The 16,382-nt window shown below is 66.2% G+C and carries 12 protein-coding genes; 8 read left to right on the top strand and 4 right to left on the bottom strand.

Features of this window, described 5'->3' with window-relative positions:
• Positions 1–274: 274 nt before the first annotated feature.
• Genes AC5P9P_RS06150 through AC5P9P_RS06125 form a run of 6 tightly spaced genes read left to right on the top strand, consistent with a single transcriptional unit; the run spans position 275 to position 8,941 of the window.
• The gene (locus tag AC5P9P_RS06150) at positions 275–1,834 is read left to right on the top strand and encodes a glucoamylase family protein (RefSeq protein WP_370488136.1); all 1,560 of its coding nucleotides are present in this window, start codon (positions 275–277) and stop codon (positions 1,832–1,834) included.
• Between the two features lie 4 nt (positions 1,835–1,838).
• The gene (locus AC5P9P_RS06145; RefSeq protein ID WP_495232653.1) at positions 1,839–3,179 is read left to right on the top strand and encodes a sugar ABC transporter substrate-binding protein; all 1,341 of its coding nucleotides are present in this window, start codon (positions 1,839–1,841) and stop codon (positions 3,177–3,179) included.
• Positions 3,176–4,057 carry a carbohydrate ABC transporter permease gene (locus AC5P9P_RS06140; RefSeq protein ID WP_005410323.1) on the top strand — a complete coding sequence of 294 codons (882 nt, stop codon included), beginning with the start codon at positions 3,176–3,178 and terminating at the stop codon, positions 4,055–4,057. Before AC5P9P_RS06145 ends, AC5P9P_RS06140 begins: the two co-directional genes overlap by 4 nt.
• Positions 4,054–4,890 carry a carbohydrate ABC transporter permease gene (locus AC5P9P_RS06135; RefSeq protein ID WP_266192485.1) on the top strand — a complete coding sequence of 279 codons (837 nt, stop codon included), beginning with the start codon at positions 4,054–4,056 and terminating at the stop codon, positions 4,888–4,890. Before AC5P9P_RS06140 ends, AC5P9P_RS06135 begins: the two co-directional genes overlap by 4 nt.
• Entirely contained in the window at positions 4,887–8,054 is a 3,168-nt protein-coding gene (locus tag AC5P9P_RS06130) for a discoidin domain-containing protein (RefSeq protein ID WP_266192486.1), read from the top strand. Before AC5P9P_RS06135 ends, AC5P9P_RS06130 begins: the two co-directional genes overlap by 4 nt.
• Positions 8,055–8,056: 2 nt before the next feature.
• Positions 8,057–8,941: an endonuclease/exonuclease/phosphatase family protein gene (locus AC5P9P_RS06125; protein ID WP_288469666.1), complete on the top strand. Its 885-nt coding sequence runs from the start codon at positions 8,057–8,059 to the stop codon at positions 8,939–8,941.
• A 322-nt stretch (positions 8,942–9,263) separates the two neighbouring features.
• Here AC5P9P_RS06125 and AC5P9P_RS06120 read toward each other — a convergent pair whose 3' ends face one another.
• The gene (locus tag AC5P9P_RS06120; RefSeq protein ID WP_495232652.1) at positions 9,264–12,542 is read right to left on the bottom strand and encodes an Rne/Rng family ribonuclease; all 3,279 of its coding nucleotides are present in this window, start codon (positions 12,540–12,542) and stop codon (positions 9,264–9,266) included.
• Positions 12,543–12,949: 407 nt separating this feature from the next.
• Between AC5P9P_RS06120 and AC5P9P_RS06115 the strand changes: the two genes are divergently transcribed.
• Positions 12,950–13,924, top strand: coding sequence for an RluA family pseudouridine synthase (locus tag AC5P9P_RS06115; RefSeq protein WP_012480803.1), 975 nt, complete (start codon positions 12,950–12,952; stop codon positions 13,922–13,924).
• Between the two features lie 87 nt (positions 13,925–14,011).
• On the opposite strand, the gene zupT is transcribed toward AC5P9P_RS06115, so the two are convergent.
• The 3 genes from zupT to AC5P9P_RS06100 all read right to left on the bottom strand — a co-directional run bounded on the left by zupT (position 14,012) and on the right by AC5P9P_RS06100 (position 15,683).
• Positions 14,012–14,821, bottom strand: coding sequence for a zinc transporter ZupT (zupT, locus tag AC5P9P_RS06110; protein WP_033832930.1), 810 nt, complete (start codon positions 14,819–14,821; stop codon positions 14,012–14,014).
• 98 nt (positions 14,822–14,919) lie between these two features.
• Complete coding sequence (locus tag AC5P9P_RS06105; protein ID WP_005410316.1) at positions 14,920–15,336, bottom strand: energy transducer TonB; 417 nt, start codon at positions 15,334–15,336, stop codon at positions 14,920–14,922.
• Entirely contained in the window at positions 15,333–15,683 is a 351-nt protein-coding gene (locus AC5P9P_RS06100; RefSeq protein ID WP_005410315.1) for a 4a-hydroxytetrahydrobiopterin dehydratase, read from the bottom strand. Before AC5P9P_RS06100 ends, AC5P9P_RS06105 begins: the two co-directional genes overlap by 4 nt.
• 90 nt (positions 15,684–15,773) lie before the next feature.
• Between AC5P9P_RS06100 and AC5P9P_RS06095 the strand changes: the two genes are divergently transcribed.
• Positions 15,774–16,373, top strand: coding sequence for an NfuA family Fe-S biogenesis protein (locus AC5P9P_RS06095; protein ID WP_005410314.1), 600 nt, complete (start codon positions 15,774–15,776; stop codon positions 16,371–16,373).
• Positions 16,374–16,382 lie beyond the last annotated feature (9 nt).

Raw genomic sequence — 16,382 nt, 5'->3', positions numbered from 1 at the left:
CCCCGATGCCGCCGCTCCGCCGGCGGCATCGGTCGCGTGAAAACGGCAATGGCCGGCCCTGCGCCGGTCCATTGCCCATGCCGCTGCCGGTCAGGGGGCATCGGCATGGGCAGTGATCGCGGTGTCAAACCACGTTTTTCGTGGTTTTTTAAGAACGCACCTTGTAAACGATTTCAGATCATTGGACGGTATGCTTTCCCATCGATCAGACCACCGGAGAAATCGCGCCATGCAGGCACGTCATCTGTTGTCCGCCGCAGCGTTGAGCCTGGCCATGGCCGCCTGCCAGCCGGCCCAGCAGGAGCCTGCCAAGCCGCGGCCGCCGGTGATCCTGATCGAGGCCGATACACCGCCGCGGCCGATGAAACCTGAGCTGCCGCCGCTGTTCGATGACATCGAGCGCCGCACCTTCCAGTTCTTCTGGGATACCACCAACGAGATCAATGGCCTGACCCCGGACCGCTATCCGTCGCGGCCGTTCGCCAGCATCGCCTCGGTCGGCTTCGCACTGACCGCGTATCCGATCGGCATCGAGAACGGCTGGGTCAGCCGCAACCAGGCGATCGACCGCACCCTGACTACCCTGAAATTCTTCCGCGACGTGCCGATGGGCCCGCAGCGTACCGGCAAGGCGGGCTACAAGGGCTTCTATTACCACTTCCTGGACATGCAGGAAGGCCGTCGCTACGACAGCTGGGTCGAACTGTCCTCGGTGGATACCGCGCTGCTGATGATGGGGGTGCTGTTCGCGCAGTCGTACTACGACGGTGACGATCCGCGCGAGAAGGAAATCCGCCAGATCGCCGACACGTTGTACAAGAAGGTCGACTGGCCCTGGCTGCAGCAGCGTGCGCCGCTGATCTCGATGGGCTGGTTCCCCGAGAGCGGTTTCATCGACCACGACTGGATGGGCTACAACGAGGCGATGATGGTCTACATCCTTGCCCTGGGTTCGCCGACGCACCCGGTCAGCCCGGATGCGTGGACGGTGTGGACGCGCACCTATGACAACGACTGGGGGGTCTACCAGGGCCAGGAATACCTGTCCTTCGGCCCGCTGTTCGGCCACCAGTACAGCCACGTCTGGATCGACTTCCGCGACATCCAGGACGCCTACATGCGCGAGCGCGGCAGTACCTACTTCCTCAACAGCCGCTCGGCCGCACTTGCCCAGCGTGAGTACGCCATCGCCAACCCGATGCAGTGGAAGGATTACGGCGAGAACGTCTGGGGCCTGACCGCCAGCGATGGCCCGCAGAACACCACGCAGGAATACCGTGGCGAGCAGCGCCAGTTCCGCCATTACTCTTCGCGCGGCGCTGGCCTGCGCGAGAACTTCGATGACGGCACCATCGCTCCGACCGCCGCGATCGCGTCGGTGGTGTTCGCGCCGGAACAGGTGATCCCGGCCACGCTGGAGATGCACAAGCGCTACGGCGATTACATCTATTCCAGCTACGGCTTCCTGGATTCGTTCAATCCCAGCTTCAACTACGACATCCCGATCAAGACCGGTCGCGTGGTGCCGGATCGTGGCTGGGTCGCCAGCGACTACATTGCCATCGACCAGGGGCCGATCCTGACCATGATCGCCAACTACCGCAATGATTTCGTCTGGGAAGTGATGAAGAAGAACCCGTACATCCGCAAGGGCCTGGAGCGGGCGGGGTTCAGTGGTGGCTGGCTGGCGCCGGAAGGTTCGTTCCAGCCGCTGGAACTGCAGAAAGACGAAAAGGCCGCGGCGGCACGCGCGGTGGGTATCGCCGAATCACGCGCGGCTGCCGCGCAGGAACAGAAGAACAATGCCAACCGCAACACAGGCCAGGGCAAGTAACCCGATGCCGAACTGGATCGACCGTCTGCGCCGCTGGACACTGCCAGCCCTGGCCGCACTGGCCGTGGCCGGCTGCGCCCGCACCGAACCGGGCACCACCACTGTGCGCTTCTGGGCAATGGGCCGGGAAGCCGAGGTGGTCAGCGAACTGATCCATGAGTTCGAAGCCGAGAACCCGGGCATCAAGGTGGACGTGCAGAACATCCCGTGGACCGCTGCGCACGAAAAGCTGCTGACCGCGTTCGCCGCCGACGGCCTGCCGGACGTGTGCCAGCTCGGCAACACTTGGGTGCCGGAGTTCGCCGAGCTCGATGCGCTGACCCCGTTGCAGCCGTTCGTCGATCGCTCTGCCGTGGTCGATGAGAATGATTATTTCCAGGGCATCTGGGACACCAACGTGATCCACGGCGAGCTGGTGGGCGTGCCGTGGTATGTCGATACACGCCTGATCTACTACCGCAAGGACCTGCTGGCCAAGGCCGGCTACGACCACCCGCCGCGCACGTGGCAGGAGTGGGATGAGCAGATGGCAGCGATCAAGCGCATGCAGGGCCCGAACCGCTATGCGGTGCTGATGCCGATCAACGAGTTCGAGCAGCAGCTGTCGCTGGCACTGCAGCAGCCCGATCCGCTGCTGCGCGATGATGACACCCGCGGCAACTTCAGCAGCCCCGGCTTCCGCCGCACGCTGGCGTTCTACGCCAACATGTTCGAGCAGGGCTGGGCGCCGAAGATGTCCGAGACGCAGATCTCAAACGTCTGGGATGAGTTCTTCCGCGGCTTCAACGTCTTCTACATTTCCGGCCCATGGAACATCCGCGAGTTCAAGAAGCTGCAGCCGAAGGAACTGGAAGGGCAGTGGGGCACCGCAGCGCTGCCGGGGCCGGAGGGTCCGGGCGCGGGCATCGCCGGTGGCACCAGCCTGGTGATCTTCCGCAAGTCGCAGCAGAAGGAGGCGTCGTGGAAGCTGATCGAGTTCCTGTCGCGCCCGCAGATCCAGGCACGTTTCCATTCGATCATCGGCGACCTGCCGCCGCGCCGCAGCACGTGGAGTGCGCCGTCGCTGGCCAACGATCCGCTGGCCGCAGCGTTCCGTGACCAGCTGGAGCGGGTCAAGCCGACGCCGAAGGTGCTCGAATGGGAGCGCATCGTGCAGGAAATGCGCATCGTCACCGAGAAGGTGGTGCGCGGTGGCCTGCCGCAGGACAAGGCCGTCGAAGAACTCGACCAGCGCGTGGACAAGGTGCTGGCAAAGCGCCGCTGGATGCATGAACAACAACGCCTGCGGCAGCGCGTTCCGTCGCCGCAATCGAGCAGTGCCGTGGCCGCCGGGAGCGCGCAATGAAACGTACTTCACTCGCCGGCTGGATTTTCGCCGGTCCCTCGCTGATCGTGCTGGGCGTGTTCTTCGGCCTGCCGGTGGCTTCGGCGCTGGCGCTGAGCGTGACCGACTTCGACCTGTATGCCCTGGCTGACAGCAGCAACCTGCGCTTTGTCGGCCTCGGCAACTACATCGATCTGCTGCAGACACCGATGTTCTGGAAGTCGCTGTGGAATACCACTTACTTCGTGTTGATCGGCGTGCCCTTGTCGATCGGCGTGTCGCTGGGCGCGGCAATGCTGCTGAATGCGCCGGCCGCACGCTTCAAGGCGTTGTTCCGCACCGCGCTGTTCGCGCCGGTGGTGACCACGCTGGTGGCGGTGGCGGTGATCTGGCGCTACCTGTTCCATACCAGCTACGGCCTGGTGAACTACGGCCTGGGCCATCTGGGCATCAGTCCGATCGACTGGCTGGGTGATCCCAACTGGGCGATGCCGACCATCATGCTGTTCGCGGTGTGGAAGAACTTCGGCTACAACATGGTGATCTTCCTGGCCGGCCTGCAGGCGATCCCGCATGACCTGTACGAGGCCGCGCGCATCGACGGTGCCTCGCGCTGGAAGCAGTTCCTGCACATCACCCTGCCGATGCTCGGCCCGGTGCTGCTGGTGGTCGGCGTGATCACTGTGTCCGGCTACTTCCAGCTGTTCGCCGAACCCTACGTGATGACCCGCGGCGACCCACTGCAGAGCACCGTCAGCGTGCTGTATTTCATGTTCGAGGAAGGCTTCAAGTGGTGGAACCTGGGACGCGCCTCCGCCGTGGCGTTCCTGCTGTTCCTGATCATCCTGGCGGTGACCACCGTGATGCTGCGTTTCGGCCGCAAGAGGCAGTTGGTATGAGTCGTGAAATCGGCCAGTCGCGCTGGTACCCGTGGTTGATCAATGGTGTGTTGCTGGTGCTGGCCCTGGTCAGCCTGGCACCGCTGTTGTGGATGCTCTCGGTCTCGTTCATGCCGCAGGGCGAGGCCAGCCATTTCCCGCCGCCGCTGCTGCCTTCCAGCATCACCACGCACAACTACCATGAGCTGTTCGCGCGCACTGGCATGGGCGGCAACTTCGCCAACAGCCTGCTGGTGTCGCTCGGCATCACGGTCGGTTCGCTGCTACTCAACACCATGGCCGGCTACGCGTTCGCCAAGCTCAACTTCGTCGGCCGCGAGCGCCTGTTCCAGGTACTGATGGCGGCGCTGGTGATTCCGGCGCAGGTGGCGATGCTGCCGCTGTTCCTGCTGATGAAGCAGCTGGGCCTGGTCAACAGCTTCGGTGGCGTGATCGTGCCAGCGCTGGCCAGCGTGTTCGGCATCTTCCTGGTACGCCAGTACGCGCGTTCCATCCCGGACGAACTGCTGGAAGCGGCGCGCATCGACGGGGCAGGGGAGCTGCGCATCTTCTTCCAGATTGTGCTGCCGATGCTGAAGCCGGTGCTGGTGACCCTGGCGATCTTCACCTTCATGGGCGCATGGAACGATTTCATGTGGCCATTGATCGTGCTGACCGACCAGGAGCACTACACTTTGCCGGTGGCGCTGGCCACCCTCTCGCGCGAGCACATCATGGACGTGGAAATGATGATGGCTGGCGCGGTGGTCACCGTGGTCCCGGTGCTGGCGCTGTTCCTGGTGCTGCAGCGGTACTACATCCAAGGTCTGTTGCTGGGGAGCGTCAAGGGATGAAGCGAGCGATCGCCGTTGGACTGGGCCTGTTGTGGACTTCCCTGGCGATCGCCGCACCTCCGGCGCTGCCGGCACCGAAGGTGCTGGACGACTTCGACGACATCGCAGCCTGGACGCTTGTGCTGTCCGATCAGGTCAGCGGTTCGCTGCGCCCGGTCAGTGGCGCCGGTGGTGGCCGCGCGCTGTGCCTGGACTATGACTTCCACGATGTCTCCGGCTACGTCGGCATCCGCCGCGCGCTGAACATCGAATACCCGGTCAATTACCGCTTCGGATTCCAGCTGCGTGGCGAATCGCCGGGCAACGACCTGCAGTTCAAGCTGATCGATGCCAGCGGCGACAACGTCTGGTGGGTCAACCGGCCCGGCTACAGCTTCCCCAAGGCGTGGACGCCGGTCGAGTACCGCCGCCGCCAGATCGACAAGGCGTGGGGTCCCTCGCCCGAGAAGGAGATGGCACGAAGCGCCGCCGTCGAGTTCACGATCTACAGCAAGGTCGGTGGCCGCGGCACGGTGTGCTTCGACAAGCTGACCCTGCAGGGCCTGCCGCCGCAGGATGATTCGGCGTTGGTGCCATCGGTGATTGCCGATACGGCCACCGCGCTGCAGGACCGTATGATCGACGGCAAGAGCGACACGTTCTGGATCAGCGGTGGCGTCAAGCAGCAGACCATCAGCCTGGACCTGCACAAGAGCCGCGAGATCGGCGGTGTAGTGATCGATTGGCTGCCGAACCTGGAAGCCAATCGCTACACCGTGCGGACGTCCGAGGATGGCCGGGACTGGCGCACTGTGCGCGAGGTGACCGGCGGTGCGGGGGGGCGCGATTGGCTGGCGCTGCCGGATACCGACGCGCGCTACGTGCGTTTCGATCTGCGCGATGGCCCGAACTGGCGCTATGGCATCCGTGACATCGCACTCAAGCCGCTGGCGTTCGCCGCCACGCCCAATGCCTTCCTGTCCTCGGTGGCCGCCGATCTGCCGCGTGGCTCGTTGCCGCGTGCCTATGTGGGCGAACAGCCGTACTGGACCCTGCTCGGCCTCGATGGTGGCCAGGAGCAGGCGCTGATCAGCGAAGATGGCGCGCTGGAGCCGGCCAAGGGCAGCTTCAGCATCGAGCCGTTCATCCGCCTGGACGGCAAGCTGCTGGACTGGTCGAAGGTCGCCATCACCCAGTCGCTGCAGGATCACTACCTGCCGATCGCCACCGTCGACTGGGTGCATGAGAAGGCCGGGCTTTCGGTGACCAGTTTCGTGCAGGGCACGCCCGAGCGCGCGCAGCTGATCGGCCGCTACCGGCTGAGCAATCCAGACAAGGTCGCCCACGAGTACACCCTGGCGCTGGCAATCCGTCCGTGGCAGGTCAACCCGCCCACCCAGTTCCTCAACACCGTCGGTGGTTTCAGCCGCATCGATGCACTGGATGTGGGCGAACAGCTGGTTCGGGTCAACGGTGAGCCGCGCATCTATCCGCTGCAGGTGCCGGATGCGCGCTTTGCCAGTACGTTCGATGGCAAGCTTGATGCGATGCATCTGGAAAGCGGCAAGTACCCGGCCACGACCGCAGTGAAGGACAGCACCGGCATGGCGTCGGGTGCGCTGATGTACACGATCAAGCTCGAGCCCGGCCAGAGCCGCGAAGTGGCGGTGGTGCTGCCGCAGACCGGTGGCTGGGCGCCGCAGGCGCTGGACGTGGCCAGGGCGCAGGCGCAGGTGGCCGATCAATGGCGGCAGAAGCTGGGCGTGGTCTCGCTGCAGGTGCCGGCTGCGGGCCAGGCACTGGTCGATACCCTGCGCACGGCCGTCGCGCACATGCTGATCTCGCGGGTTGGCCCACGCCTGCAGCCGGGCACGCGCTCGTACGCGCGCAGCTGGATCCGCGATGGCGCGATGATTTCCGAGGGCCTGCTGCGCATGGGGCGCAGCGATGCCGTGCGTGACTACATCAACTGGTATGCGCCGTACCAGTTCGAGAACGGCAAGGTGCCGTGCTGCGTCGACGCGCGCGGCAGCGACCCGGTACCGGAGAACGACAGCCATGGCGAACTGATCTACAGCATTGCCGAGTATGGACGCTACACCGGCGACAGCACGTTCACCGAGCTGATGTGGCCGCACGTGCAGGGCGCCTACAACTACATGGAGCAGCTGCGCGCCAGCGAGCGCACCGAGGAGAACCGCGCGCGCAATCCTGCCTTTTACGGCATGATGCCGGCCTCGATCAGCCACGAAGGCTATTCGGCCAAGCCGATGCATTCGTACTGGGATAATTTCTGGGCGTTGCGCGGCTACAAGGACGCGGCATCGCTGGCGGCCCAACTGGGCAAGGTCGAGGCGATGCAGATCGCCGGATCGCGTGACCAGTTCCGTGATGACCTGCAGGCCTCGCTGCTGTCGGCGATGCAGCAGCACGACATCGACTACCTGCCGGGCTCGGCCGAGCTGGGCGATTTCGATGCGACCTCGACCACCATCGCGCTGGCGCCGGGCGGCGAGCAGGGCCGACTGCCCCAACAGGCGCTGGAGGCGACCTTCGAGCGCTACTGGAAGGAGTTCGTGGCCCGCCGCGACGGCAAGCGTGAGTGGAAGGACTACACCCCGTACGAGTGGCGCAACGTGGCGGCGTTCGTACGCCTGGGCTGGCGTGACCGCGCCTGGCAGGCCACCGAGTTCTTCTTCAGGGACCGTGCGCCGCAGGCCTGGAACCAGTGGGCCGAGGTGGTCTCGCGCACGCCGCGCAAGCCGTTCTTCGTCGGTGACCTGCCGCACGCCTGGGTAGCCTCGGACTTCGTGCGCTCGGCCTTGGACATGTTCGCGTACAGCCGTGACATGGACGATGCGCTGGTGCTGGCCGCCGGCATTCCGAGCGCCTGGCTGCAGGGCGAGGGCATCGCCGTGCAGGGCCTGCGCACGCCGCAGGGCCAGCTCAACTACCGCCTGCAGCGCAGCGACAAGCAGCTGGTGCTGGAGGTGCAGCCGGGCCTGGTGCCACCGCTCGGTGGCGTGGTGTTGCCGTGGCCGTACGCCGGTGATCCGGGCGAGGCGACCATCAATGGCGAAGCGGCCGAATGGGTCAACAAGGAACTGCACGTGCACCAGCTGCCGGCGCGGGTCGAGATCGATGTACCGAGCGCGGTGCGCCGCGCCGAGCGCAAGGGGCAGTAACGATGAAGCAGCAGGGGGCAAGAGTGCGCACGATCGTGCGCGCCCTGGGGCTGGCCACTGCATTGGCACTGCCGGGCGCCGCGATGGCGGCCGATCCAGCCGCCGGGGCAGCGGCTGATGTCGCCACCGCGCCAGGCATGAGCATGGTCACCTTCAATCTGCATCATGACCGCGAGGACTGGCCACGCCGGCGCCGCACCATCCTGGCCGAACTCAAGCGCCTGCAGCCGGATGCGGTTGCCCTGCAGGAGGTGATCCAACGCCGCAACGTGCGAAACCAGGCGCAATGGCTGGCCAGCCAACTTGGTTACAAGTACGTGTTCGTGTCCACCGATGCGGTCGGCGCGCCCAAGCGCTACGGCAATGCGCTTCTGACCCGGCGGCCGATCCTTGCCCAGGGGGATCATCTGCTGCAGCCCCTGGACGACTACCGCACCGTGGCCCACCTGCGCATCGACGTCGATGGCACGCCGGTAAACGTCTACGCCACGCATCTGAACGAGCGCAGTGATGAGAGCGGACAACGCATCCGTCGCAGCCAGGTCGAGGACCTGCTGCGCTTCATCAGCGCGACGTCGGCGGGCGCACCGGTGGTGATCGCAGGTGACTTCAATGCACTGGTGGATGCCGGCGATCTGAGCGAGCTCCGCAGCCACTACGGCGACAGTTACGGCAGCGTGCACGTCAACACCGATCTGTCCGGGGTCAGTACGCTCAACCGCCACTATTACCAGGCGCCGTCGCGGATCGACCACATCTTCTTCCAGCAGGACGAGATGGTCGCGCGCGAGGCGAAGATCCTGTTCGACCAGCCCGACGACAGCGGTCGCTGGGCCTCGGACCACTACGGCGTGTGGACCCGCCTGCAGTTCGCGCCGAAACCCTGACGGGACACGCTTGGGTAGGTGCCAACCTTGGTTGGCACGGGCGTGTCCGCGTGCACTCGATCAACGGCGCCAACCAAGGTTGACCTCTACCAAAGCGGTGGCCGTGCGCGGGTTGTGCCCTGGTGGGTGCCAACCTTGGTTGGCACGGAGGTGTCCGCTGGCGACCGACCCACGGCGCCGACCAAGGTCGGCCTCTACCAGTGCGCTGTGCGTGCATCAGGTGGGTGCCAACCTTGGTTGGCACGGTTCGGCCCGAAGCGCAAACAAAAACGGCGGGGATCATTGATCCCCGCCGTTTCGCTTTCACGCTATCAAGGAGCGATCAGTTCGCCGGCGGCGTGCGCTTGGCGGCCTCTTCGTCTTCTTCATCAGCCTTGGCTTCTGCAGCCTGGGCTGCAGCGTCGGCATGGCCATCGGCGACCGGATCGATCGACGGCGTCACCACCGCATCAGCGCTCGGGGCGGCGGCTTCGATCGGTGCGGCTTCGACCGCCACCGGAGCGACCGGCTGTTCCACGATCGGCGCAGTCTCGACGATCGGCGTGGCTTCAACGGCCGGGGCGGCCTCCACCACCGGGGCACTCTCACTGGCCACCGGCTTGGTTTCAACCACCGGGGTTGCTTCAACCACCTGCGGCTTCGATTCCACGACCGGCGCGGCCTCGACTGCGACCGGCTTCGCTTCGATCACCGGAGCGGCTTCAACCACCGCGGCCGTTTCAACCACAACCGGCTTTACTTCGATGGCCGGCGCAGCAGCGTCCACCACCGGAGTGGCGTTGGCGACCGGTGCGGCAGCGGCGACCGGCTGGACCGGGGTCGCGGCGTCGATGGCATCGAGCATGCTGGTCTGCACCGGCGAGGACACGGCTTCGGTCTTCGCCGCAGCTGCGACCGGGGCCTGCACTTCAGCCACGACCGGGGCGGCGGCTTCGACCACGGCGCTGCTCACCACCGCGACCGGCGCGGCGACAACGGCGGCGGAAGCACGGGCCGGCTTCTCGGCGTCGACAGCGGCGGGTTCGACTTCGTCATCGAAGTCGAACTCCGGCTGCGAACGCGTGGGCTGCACAGCCGCGACCAGCGCAATGCCGGCAGTGCTGTCGATGTTCGGCTCGGCGCTGTCGGCGTCATCACCGTCATCACCCTCGTCCTGGTCATCACCCAGGGCGTCGCTGCCGGCGGCGTTCTCGGCGCCACCGCGGCGACGACGACGGCCACCACGACGGCCACGGCGACGGCGGGTTGCGCCTTCGCCAGCCTGCTCGCCATTGGCGTCGGTTGCAGCCTCTTCACCGGCAACTGCAACCACGTCGGTCGCACTGGCCGCATTGGCAGCGGTGTCGACCGGTGCGGCCGCTTCCACCGGGGCGACCGGGGCGGTGGCTTCCTGCGCGTTCACCCCATTGGCGGCGACGGCCGTAGCGGCTACGGCTGCAGCTGCGGTCACGGCTTCGGCAGGTGCTTCGGCGGCATTGCGCTGCGGCTTCTCGGCCGGCTTGTCACCGTCCTGCTGCTGCGGGCGCGGCTGCTTGGGCTGCTTCAGCTTCGGCTGCTGCTGGTTCTGGCCCTGCTGCTCGTTGCGCGGCTTGTTCTGCTGCTGCGGCGGCTGCTGGCCATCCTTGTGCTGCGGCTCCTTCTGCTTGCCCTGCTGCGGCTGCTGCTGCGCATTGCCATTGTTGCCGTTGCGGCCGTCCTTGCGCTGCTCGCCGCGGTCCTTGCGGTTGCCGCCATCCTTCTGCTGCTGCGCGTTGCCATTGCCACGATTGTCGTCGCGACGGTCCTTGCGGTCCTTGTTGCGATCCTTGTTGCGGTCCTTGCGACCGCCGTCCTGCTGCTGGCGTGCAGCCGGGGCGGCCGGTGCCGGCGCGGGCGCCGGTTCGCCACCGAACACGCGCTTGAGCCAACCGATCACGCCGCCCGCCGGGGCCGGCGCAACAGGCGCTGCAGCGACCGGGGCCGGAGCGGCCGCGGCCGGCTCCACTTCCTCGCGCACCGGGGCCGGGGAAGTGTGCTTGACCTGGGTCACCGCCGGCGGCGGGATGTTCAGCTGGCCCTTGGTCAGCGCGTGCACCGGCAGCTTGCGCGGGGTGCCGCGCTGGTAGCTGGGCTTGCTGCTTTCTTCACCCAGCTCGTTCTCGCGCAGGCGGGTCACGGTGTAGTGCGGGGTGTGCAGCTGCTCGTCGGCGACGATCACGATCGGCGCCTCGTGGCGCTGTTCGATCTCGCGCAGGGCGCTGCGCTTCTCGTTCAGCAGGTAATTGGCGATCTCCACCGGGGCCTGCACCAGCACCTGCCCGGTGTTCTCCTTCATCGCATGCTCTTCAGCCACGCGGATGATCGACAGCGACAGCGACTCGACGCTGCGCATGCGGCCGTGGCCGTCACAACGCGGGCAGACGATCTGGCTGGACTCGCCCAGGCTCGGGCGCAGGCGCTGGCGGCTCATTTCCAGCAGGCCGAAGCGCGAGATGCGGCCGACCTGCACGCGCGCGCGGTCGTACTTCAGCGCGTTGGCGAGGCGGTTCTCGACTTCGCGCTGGTGCTTGTTGGAGGCCATGTCGATGAAGTCGATCACCACCAGGCCGCCCAGGTCACGCAGGCGCAGCTGGCGGGCCACTTCCTCGGCCGCTTCCAGGTTGGTCTGGAACGCGGTGTCCTCGATATCGCTGCCCTTGGTGGCACGCGAGGAGTTCACGTCGACCGCGGTCAGCGCTTCAGTCTGGTCGACCACGATCGAGCCGCCCGACGGCAGGCGCACGTTGCGCTCGTAGGCGCCTTCGATCTGCGATTCGATCTGGAAGCGGTTGAACAGCGGAATGTCGTCCTTGTAGTGCTTGAGCTTGCGCAGGGTCTGCGGCATCACCTGCTGCATGAATTCGCGGGCGTGCTCGTACATCTCCTCGGTGTCCACCAGGATCTCGCCGATGTCGGCGCGCAGGTAGTCACGCAGGGCGCGCACGATCAGGCGCGATTCCTGGTAGATCAGGAACGGGGCGGGCTTGCTCAGTGCCGCTTCGGCAATGGCGCGCCAGACATTGAGCAGGTAGTCCAGGTCCCACTGCAGCTCTTCCGCATCGCGGCCGACGCCGGCGGTACGGATGATCACGCCCATGTCGTCGGGGATGTTCAGCTTGTCCAGGGCGTCCTTCAGCGCGGCCCGGTCTTCGCCTTCGATGCGGCGCGACACGCCGCCGGCGCTGGGCGAGTTCGGCATCAGCACCATGTAGCGGCCGGCCAGCGAAATGAACGTGGTCAGGGCGGCGCCCTTGTTGCCACGCTCTTCCTTGTCGACCTGGACGACGATCTCCTGGCCTTCCTTCAGCAGCTCGCGGATGCCGGCCTTGTTGTGGTCGACACCGGCCTGGAAGTAGTCGCGGGAGATTTCCTTCAGCGGCAGGAAGCCATGGCGGCCACCGCCGTACTCGACGAAGGCCGCTTCCAGCGAGGGCTCGATGCGGAAGATCCGGCCCTTGTAGATGTTGGACTTCTTCTGTTCCTTCGACGGCTGTTCGATGTCGATGTCATACAACGACTGGCCATCCACGATGGCAACACGCAGCTCTTCAGCCTGCGTGGCGTTGATCAGCATTCGCTTCATTGTTGCGTTCCTCGCAAGCGGCTACCGCGCGGAACGCCATGGGGTTTCGCCTCTGGACACGGCTCGCCGCCCATTCGCGCAAGCGCGGGGAGGGCGGCTTGGGTTTCCAGCGCTACGACACCACGGCAGGCCGCGGGAGCGCTTCACTCTTATGGTTTTTGGGTGTTGCAGGGCCGCAGGCAGCTGTCAGCCAGGCTGGAGCGCCACGCGGGACATGTTCAGCACGGTTGCGTGTCAGGCATCCGGCGATGGCCGGGAAGGCCGGTGAGCCGCTAACATGGCCGCCCCGCGGGCGGTGGTCGCGCACTGTGCCGGATTCGTCGGAAGCTGGGCTTCTGGCCCTGAGTAACTTCCAACGAAATCAATCCCTTATCTCGCCCCCCGAGTGTAACAGAATAAACAGCCTGATGACCGCCCAAGACCCCACCAAGCCCGCTGGCGACAAGCCTTCCGTGCGCATGATCACCGTTCCCGCCGACCGCGCCGGCCAGCGCCTGGACAACTTCCTGCTCGGCCAGCTGAAGGGGGCCCCGCGCAGCCTGGTCTACAAGCTGGTGCGCAGTGGCCAGGTGCGGGTCAACGGTGGCCGCGCCAAGGCCGAGCGCAAGCTGGAGGCGGGCGACGAAGTGCGCGTGCCGCCGGTTCGTCTCACTGAAGAGGGAGACAAGGTGGGTCCCCCGGAGGCATTCATGCGCCGGCTGGAGCAGGCCATCGTCTTCGAGGACGCGCGCCTGCTGGCCCTGAACAAGCCCACCGGCGTGGCCAGCCACGGCGGCAGCGGCATCAGCTTCGGCGCCATCGAGACCCTGCGCGCGCTGCGCCCGGGGCAGACCCTGGAGCTGGTCCACCGGCTGGATCGCGACACCTCGGGCCTGCTGATCGTGGCCAAGAAGCGCTCGGCGCTGAGCGAACTGCAGGCGCTGCTGCGTGAAGACCACGGCGCCGGCATCCGCAAGCGCTACCTGACCCTGCTGGCCGGGCGCATGCCCGACGGGGTGATGACGGTCGATGCGCCGCTGCATGTCGGCCTGCGCCAGGGCGGCGAGCGCCATGTGCAGGTCAACGCGATCGGCAAGGAATCGATCAGCCACTTCCGGGTGCTGGAGCGCCGCGGCGGCCATTCCTATTGCGAGGTGCGCATCGAGACCGGCCGTACCCACCAGATCCGCGTGCATGCCCAGCACCTGGGTCATCCGGTGGCCGGCGACGACAAATACGGCGATCCGGCGGTCAACAAGCGGCTTCGTGAGCAGATCGGGCTGAAGCGTCTGTTCCTGCACGCGGCCTCGCTGGAGTTCGCGCTGGACGACGGCAAGAGCCCGTATGTGCTGAACGCGCCGCTGGCCGATGAGCTGGTCGAGGCGCTGGATCGCCTCCGCTGACAATGGCCGGGTAGCGCCGGGGCATGCCCGGCCGCTACCTTGTTCGGGTAGATCCACGCCATGCGTGGATGCGCCCTTCTGGGCCGTTCACCACTTGAACAGCACCAGGCTGATCGCCAAGGTGCCCATGCCGGCCACCAGGCCATATACCGTCTCGTGGCCCTTGGCATAGCGCTTGGCTGCCGGCAGCAGCTCGTCCAGCGCCAGGAACACCATCACGCCGGCGATCAGTCCGAACACCCAGCCAAACGTGGCGTGCGACAGCGATCCTGACAACAGCCAGTAGCCCAGCGCCGCGCCCACCGGCTCAGCCAGGCCGGACAGCAGGCTGGCACTGAACGCGTAGAGCTTGTTCTGGGTGGCGAAGTACACCGGCACCGCGATCGCGATGCCCTCGGGAATATTGTGGATGGCGATGGCGAACGCCAGCGGCATGCCCACCGACGGGCTTTCCAGCGTAGCGAAGAAGGTCGCCAGGCCTTCCGGGAAATTGTGCGCGGTGATCGCCACCGAGGTCAGCAGCGCGACCCGCTTCAGGTACTCGCGACTGTTTTCGCGGAATGCAGGGTCCTGTTTGTCCAGGCTGTCATGCGGATTGGGAATGAAGTGATCGATCAGCACGATCACGATCACGCCGGCCAGGAAGGCCAAGGTGCCGTAGGTGAAGCCGGTCCGCTCGCCATAGGCCAGGGCGAACGATGCGATGGACTTGTTGAGGATTTCCGATAGCGACACGTAGACCATCGCGCCGCCGGCGAAGGCCAGGCCGAACGCCAGCAGGCGCGGATTGGGGCGGCGCGAGAACAGCACCAGCAGGCTGCCGATGGCAGTGGCCAGACCGGCCGCGAGGGTGACCGCCAGTGCGATCCAGACATTTTCGGGGGGAATCTGCAGCATGTACCGACGCGGTCCTGGTCAACAGACAGCCGCCCCGGATGAGCCCGGGGCGGGGAGGGCGAGGCGGGCGTCGGCTGGCCTCGTCGGGGCGCGCGCGATCAGCCGCCGCGGCGCAGGCGTTCTTCGATGGCGAAGCACTGATCGGGCTTCGGCTGCGGCGGGTTGAAGCTGACCGGTACCTGGATGGTGGCCGGCACGGCAGCGCCGTTGCGGGTGGCAGCCTTGAACTGCCAGCCCTGAACGGCCGTTTTGGCCAGTTCGTCCAGCTGCGGGTTGCCGGCGCCGGTCAACAGGGCGACCTCGCTTGGCTTGCCGTCGGTGCCGATGGTCACCTTGAAGGTGCTGGTGCCGCCTACGCCCATGCAGGCCAGTTCAAGCGGGTACTGCGGTGGCGGCGTCTTCACCGCGGCTACTTCGGTCGGCGGCGGCGGCGGTGGTGCCGGCGGTTCCGACGGGCCACAGCCGGCCAGGCCGGTCGCAGCAATCAGGGACAGGCTCAGCAAGCGTACGTTCATGGCAGTTGCTCCGTCAGGGCCGAAGTCTTCGCAGCGCAGATGAAGTCGTTCTCGCTCAGGCCGCCCACGTCGTGGGTGGAAAAGCGCACCACAGCGCGGTCGTAGTGCACGCCCAGGTCCGGATGGTGGTCCTCGCGGTGGGCAATCCAGGCCAGCGCGTTCACGAAGGCCATGGTGGCGTAGTAATCCTTGAAGCGGAAGGTGCGCGTCAGGGCCTGTCCGCCCTCGCTCAGCTCCCAGCCGGGAATCTGCGGCAGCAGTTCGGCCAGGCGGGCTTCGCCGAGCTTGTGGTCGCTGCCTTTGCGCGGCACGCAACGGGCCTGGGCCAGTGGAATCAGGTCGGCCATGGGAATCTCCACCTCGTGTTGACTGAACAATGCGCCAGACGGTGTATAAATCGAATGAGCGGCTGACGCTTACTTGGCTAGAATAGCCTGATGATCCAGATCTCCGACACTGCCCAGACCCATTTCCGCAAGCTGATCGAACGCGAGGGCGTGCCCGGCATGGGTGTGCGCTTGAGCGCGGTCGATCCCGGCACCCCGCGCGCCGACGCCCGGCTGGAGTTCGCCGAACCGACCGACCTGCTTGGCGACGAGTGGGCGGTGGACTGCGATGGTTTCACGCTCTACGTTGATGCCGGCAGCGTCGGTTGGCTCGATGGCGCCGAGATCGACATCGTCGCCGGCAGTGCCGGTACCCAGCAGCTGACCATCAAGGCGCCGCGCATCAAGGGCGAAGCGCCCGGCGATGCCGCCTCGCTGGTCGAGCGCGTGCACTGGGTGGTGGAAAACGAAATCAATCCGCAGCTGGCCTCTCATGGCGGCAAGGTGGCCGTGCAGGAAGTTTCGGCCGAAGGCGTGGTGCTGCTGCGCTTCGGTGGCGGTTGCCAGGGCTGCGGCATGGCCGACGTGACCCTCAAGCAGGGCATTGAAAAGACACTGATGGGCCGCGTGCCGGGCGTGACCGCCGTGCGCGACGCGACCGACCACGACAGTGGCCACGCGCCGTATATCCCTCGCGGCAACGCCGCCTGATCGCTGACG

The sequence above is a fragment of the Stenotrophomonas sp. YJH_SMC_14-1 genome (assembly GCF_059372275.1).
This window is presented reverse-complemented; position numbering and strand designations above follow the sequence as displayed.

What these genes read in the sequence shown, in the direction of transcription:
- AC5P9P_RS06150 (WP_370488136.1), top strand. Translation starts at nt 275, where the DNA reads ATGGCCGCCTGCCAGCCGGCCCAGCAGGAGCCTGCCAAGCCGCGGCCG.
- AC5P9P_RS06145 (WP_495232653.1), top strand. Translation starts at nt 1,839, where the DNA reads ATGCCGAACTGGATCGACCGTCTGCGCCGCTGGACACTGCCAGCCCTG.
- AC5P9P_RS06140 (WP_005410323.1), top strand. Translation starts at nt 3,176, where the DNA reads ATGAAACGTACTTCACTCGCCGGCTGGATTTTCGCCGGTCCCTCGCTG.
- AC5P9P_RS06135 (WP_266192485.1), top strand. Translation starts at nt 4,054, where the DNA reads ATGAGTCGTGAAATCGGCCAGTCGCGCTGGTACCCGTGGTTGATCAAT.
- AC5P9P_RS06130 (WP_266192486.1), top strand. Translation starts at nt 4,887, where the DNA reads ATGAAGCGAGCGATCGCCGTTGGACTGGGCCTGTTGTGGACTTCCCTG.
- AC5P9P_RS06125 (WP_288469666.1), top strand. Translation starts at nt 8,057, where the DNA reads ATGAAGCAGCAGGGGGCAAGAGTGCGCACGATCGTGCGCGCCCTGGGG.
- AC5P9P_RS06120 (WP_495232652.1), bottom strand. Translation starts at nt 12,542, where the DNA reads ATGAAGCGAATGCTGATCAACGCCACGCAGGCTGAAGAGCTGCGTGTT.
- AC5P9P_RS06115 (WP_012480803.1), top strand. Translation starts at nt 12,950, where the DNA reads ATGACCGCCCAAGACCCCACCAAGCCCGCTGGCGACAAGCCTTCCGTG.
- zupT (WP_033832930.1), bottom strand. Translation starts at nt 14,821, where the DNA reads ATGCTGCAGATTCCCCCCGAAAATGTCTGGATCGCACTGGCGGTCACC.
- AC5P9P_RS06105 (WP_005410316.1), bottom strand. Translation starts at nt 15,336, where the DNA reads ATGAACGTACGCTTGCTGAGCCTGTCCCTGATTGCTGCGACCGGCCTG.
- AC5P9P_RS06100 (WP_005410315.1), bottom strand. Translation starts at nt 15,683, where the DNA reads ATGGCCGACCTGATTCCACTGGCCCAGGCCCGTTGCGTGCCGCGCAAA.
- AC5P9P_RS06095 (WP_005410314.1), top strand. Translation starts at nt 15,774, where the DNA reads ATGATCCAGATCTCCGACACTGCCCAGACCCATTTCCGCAAGCTGATC.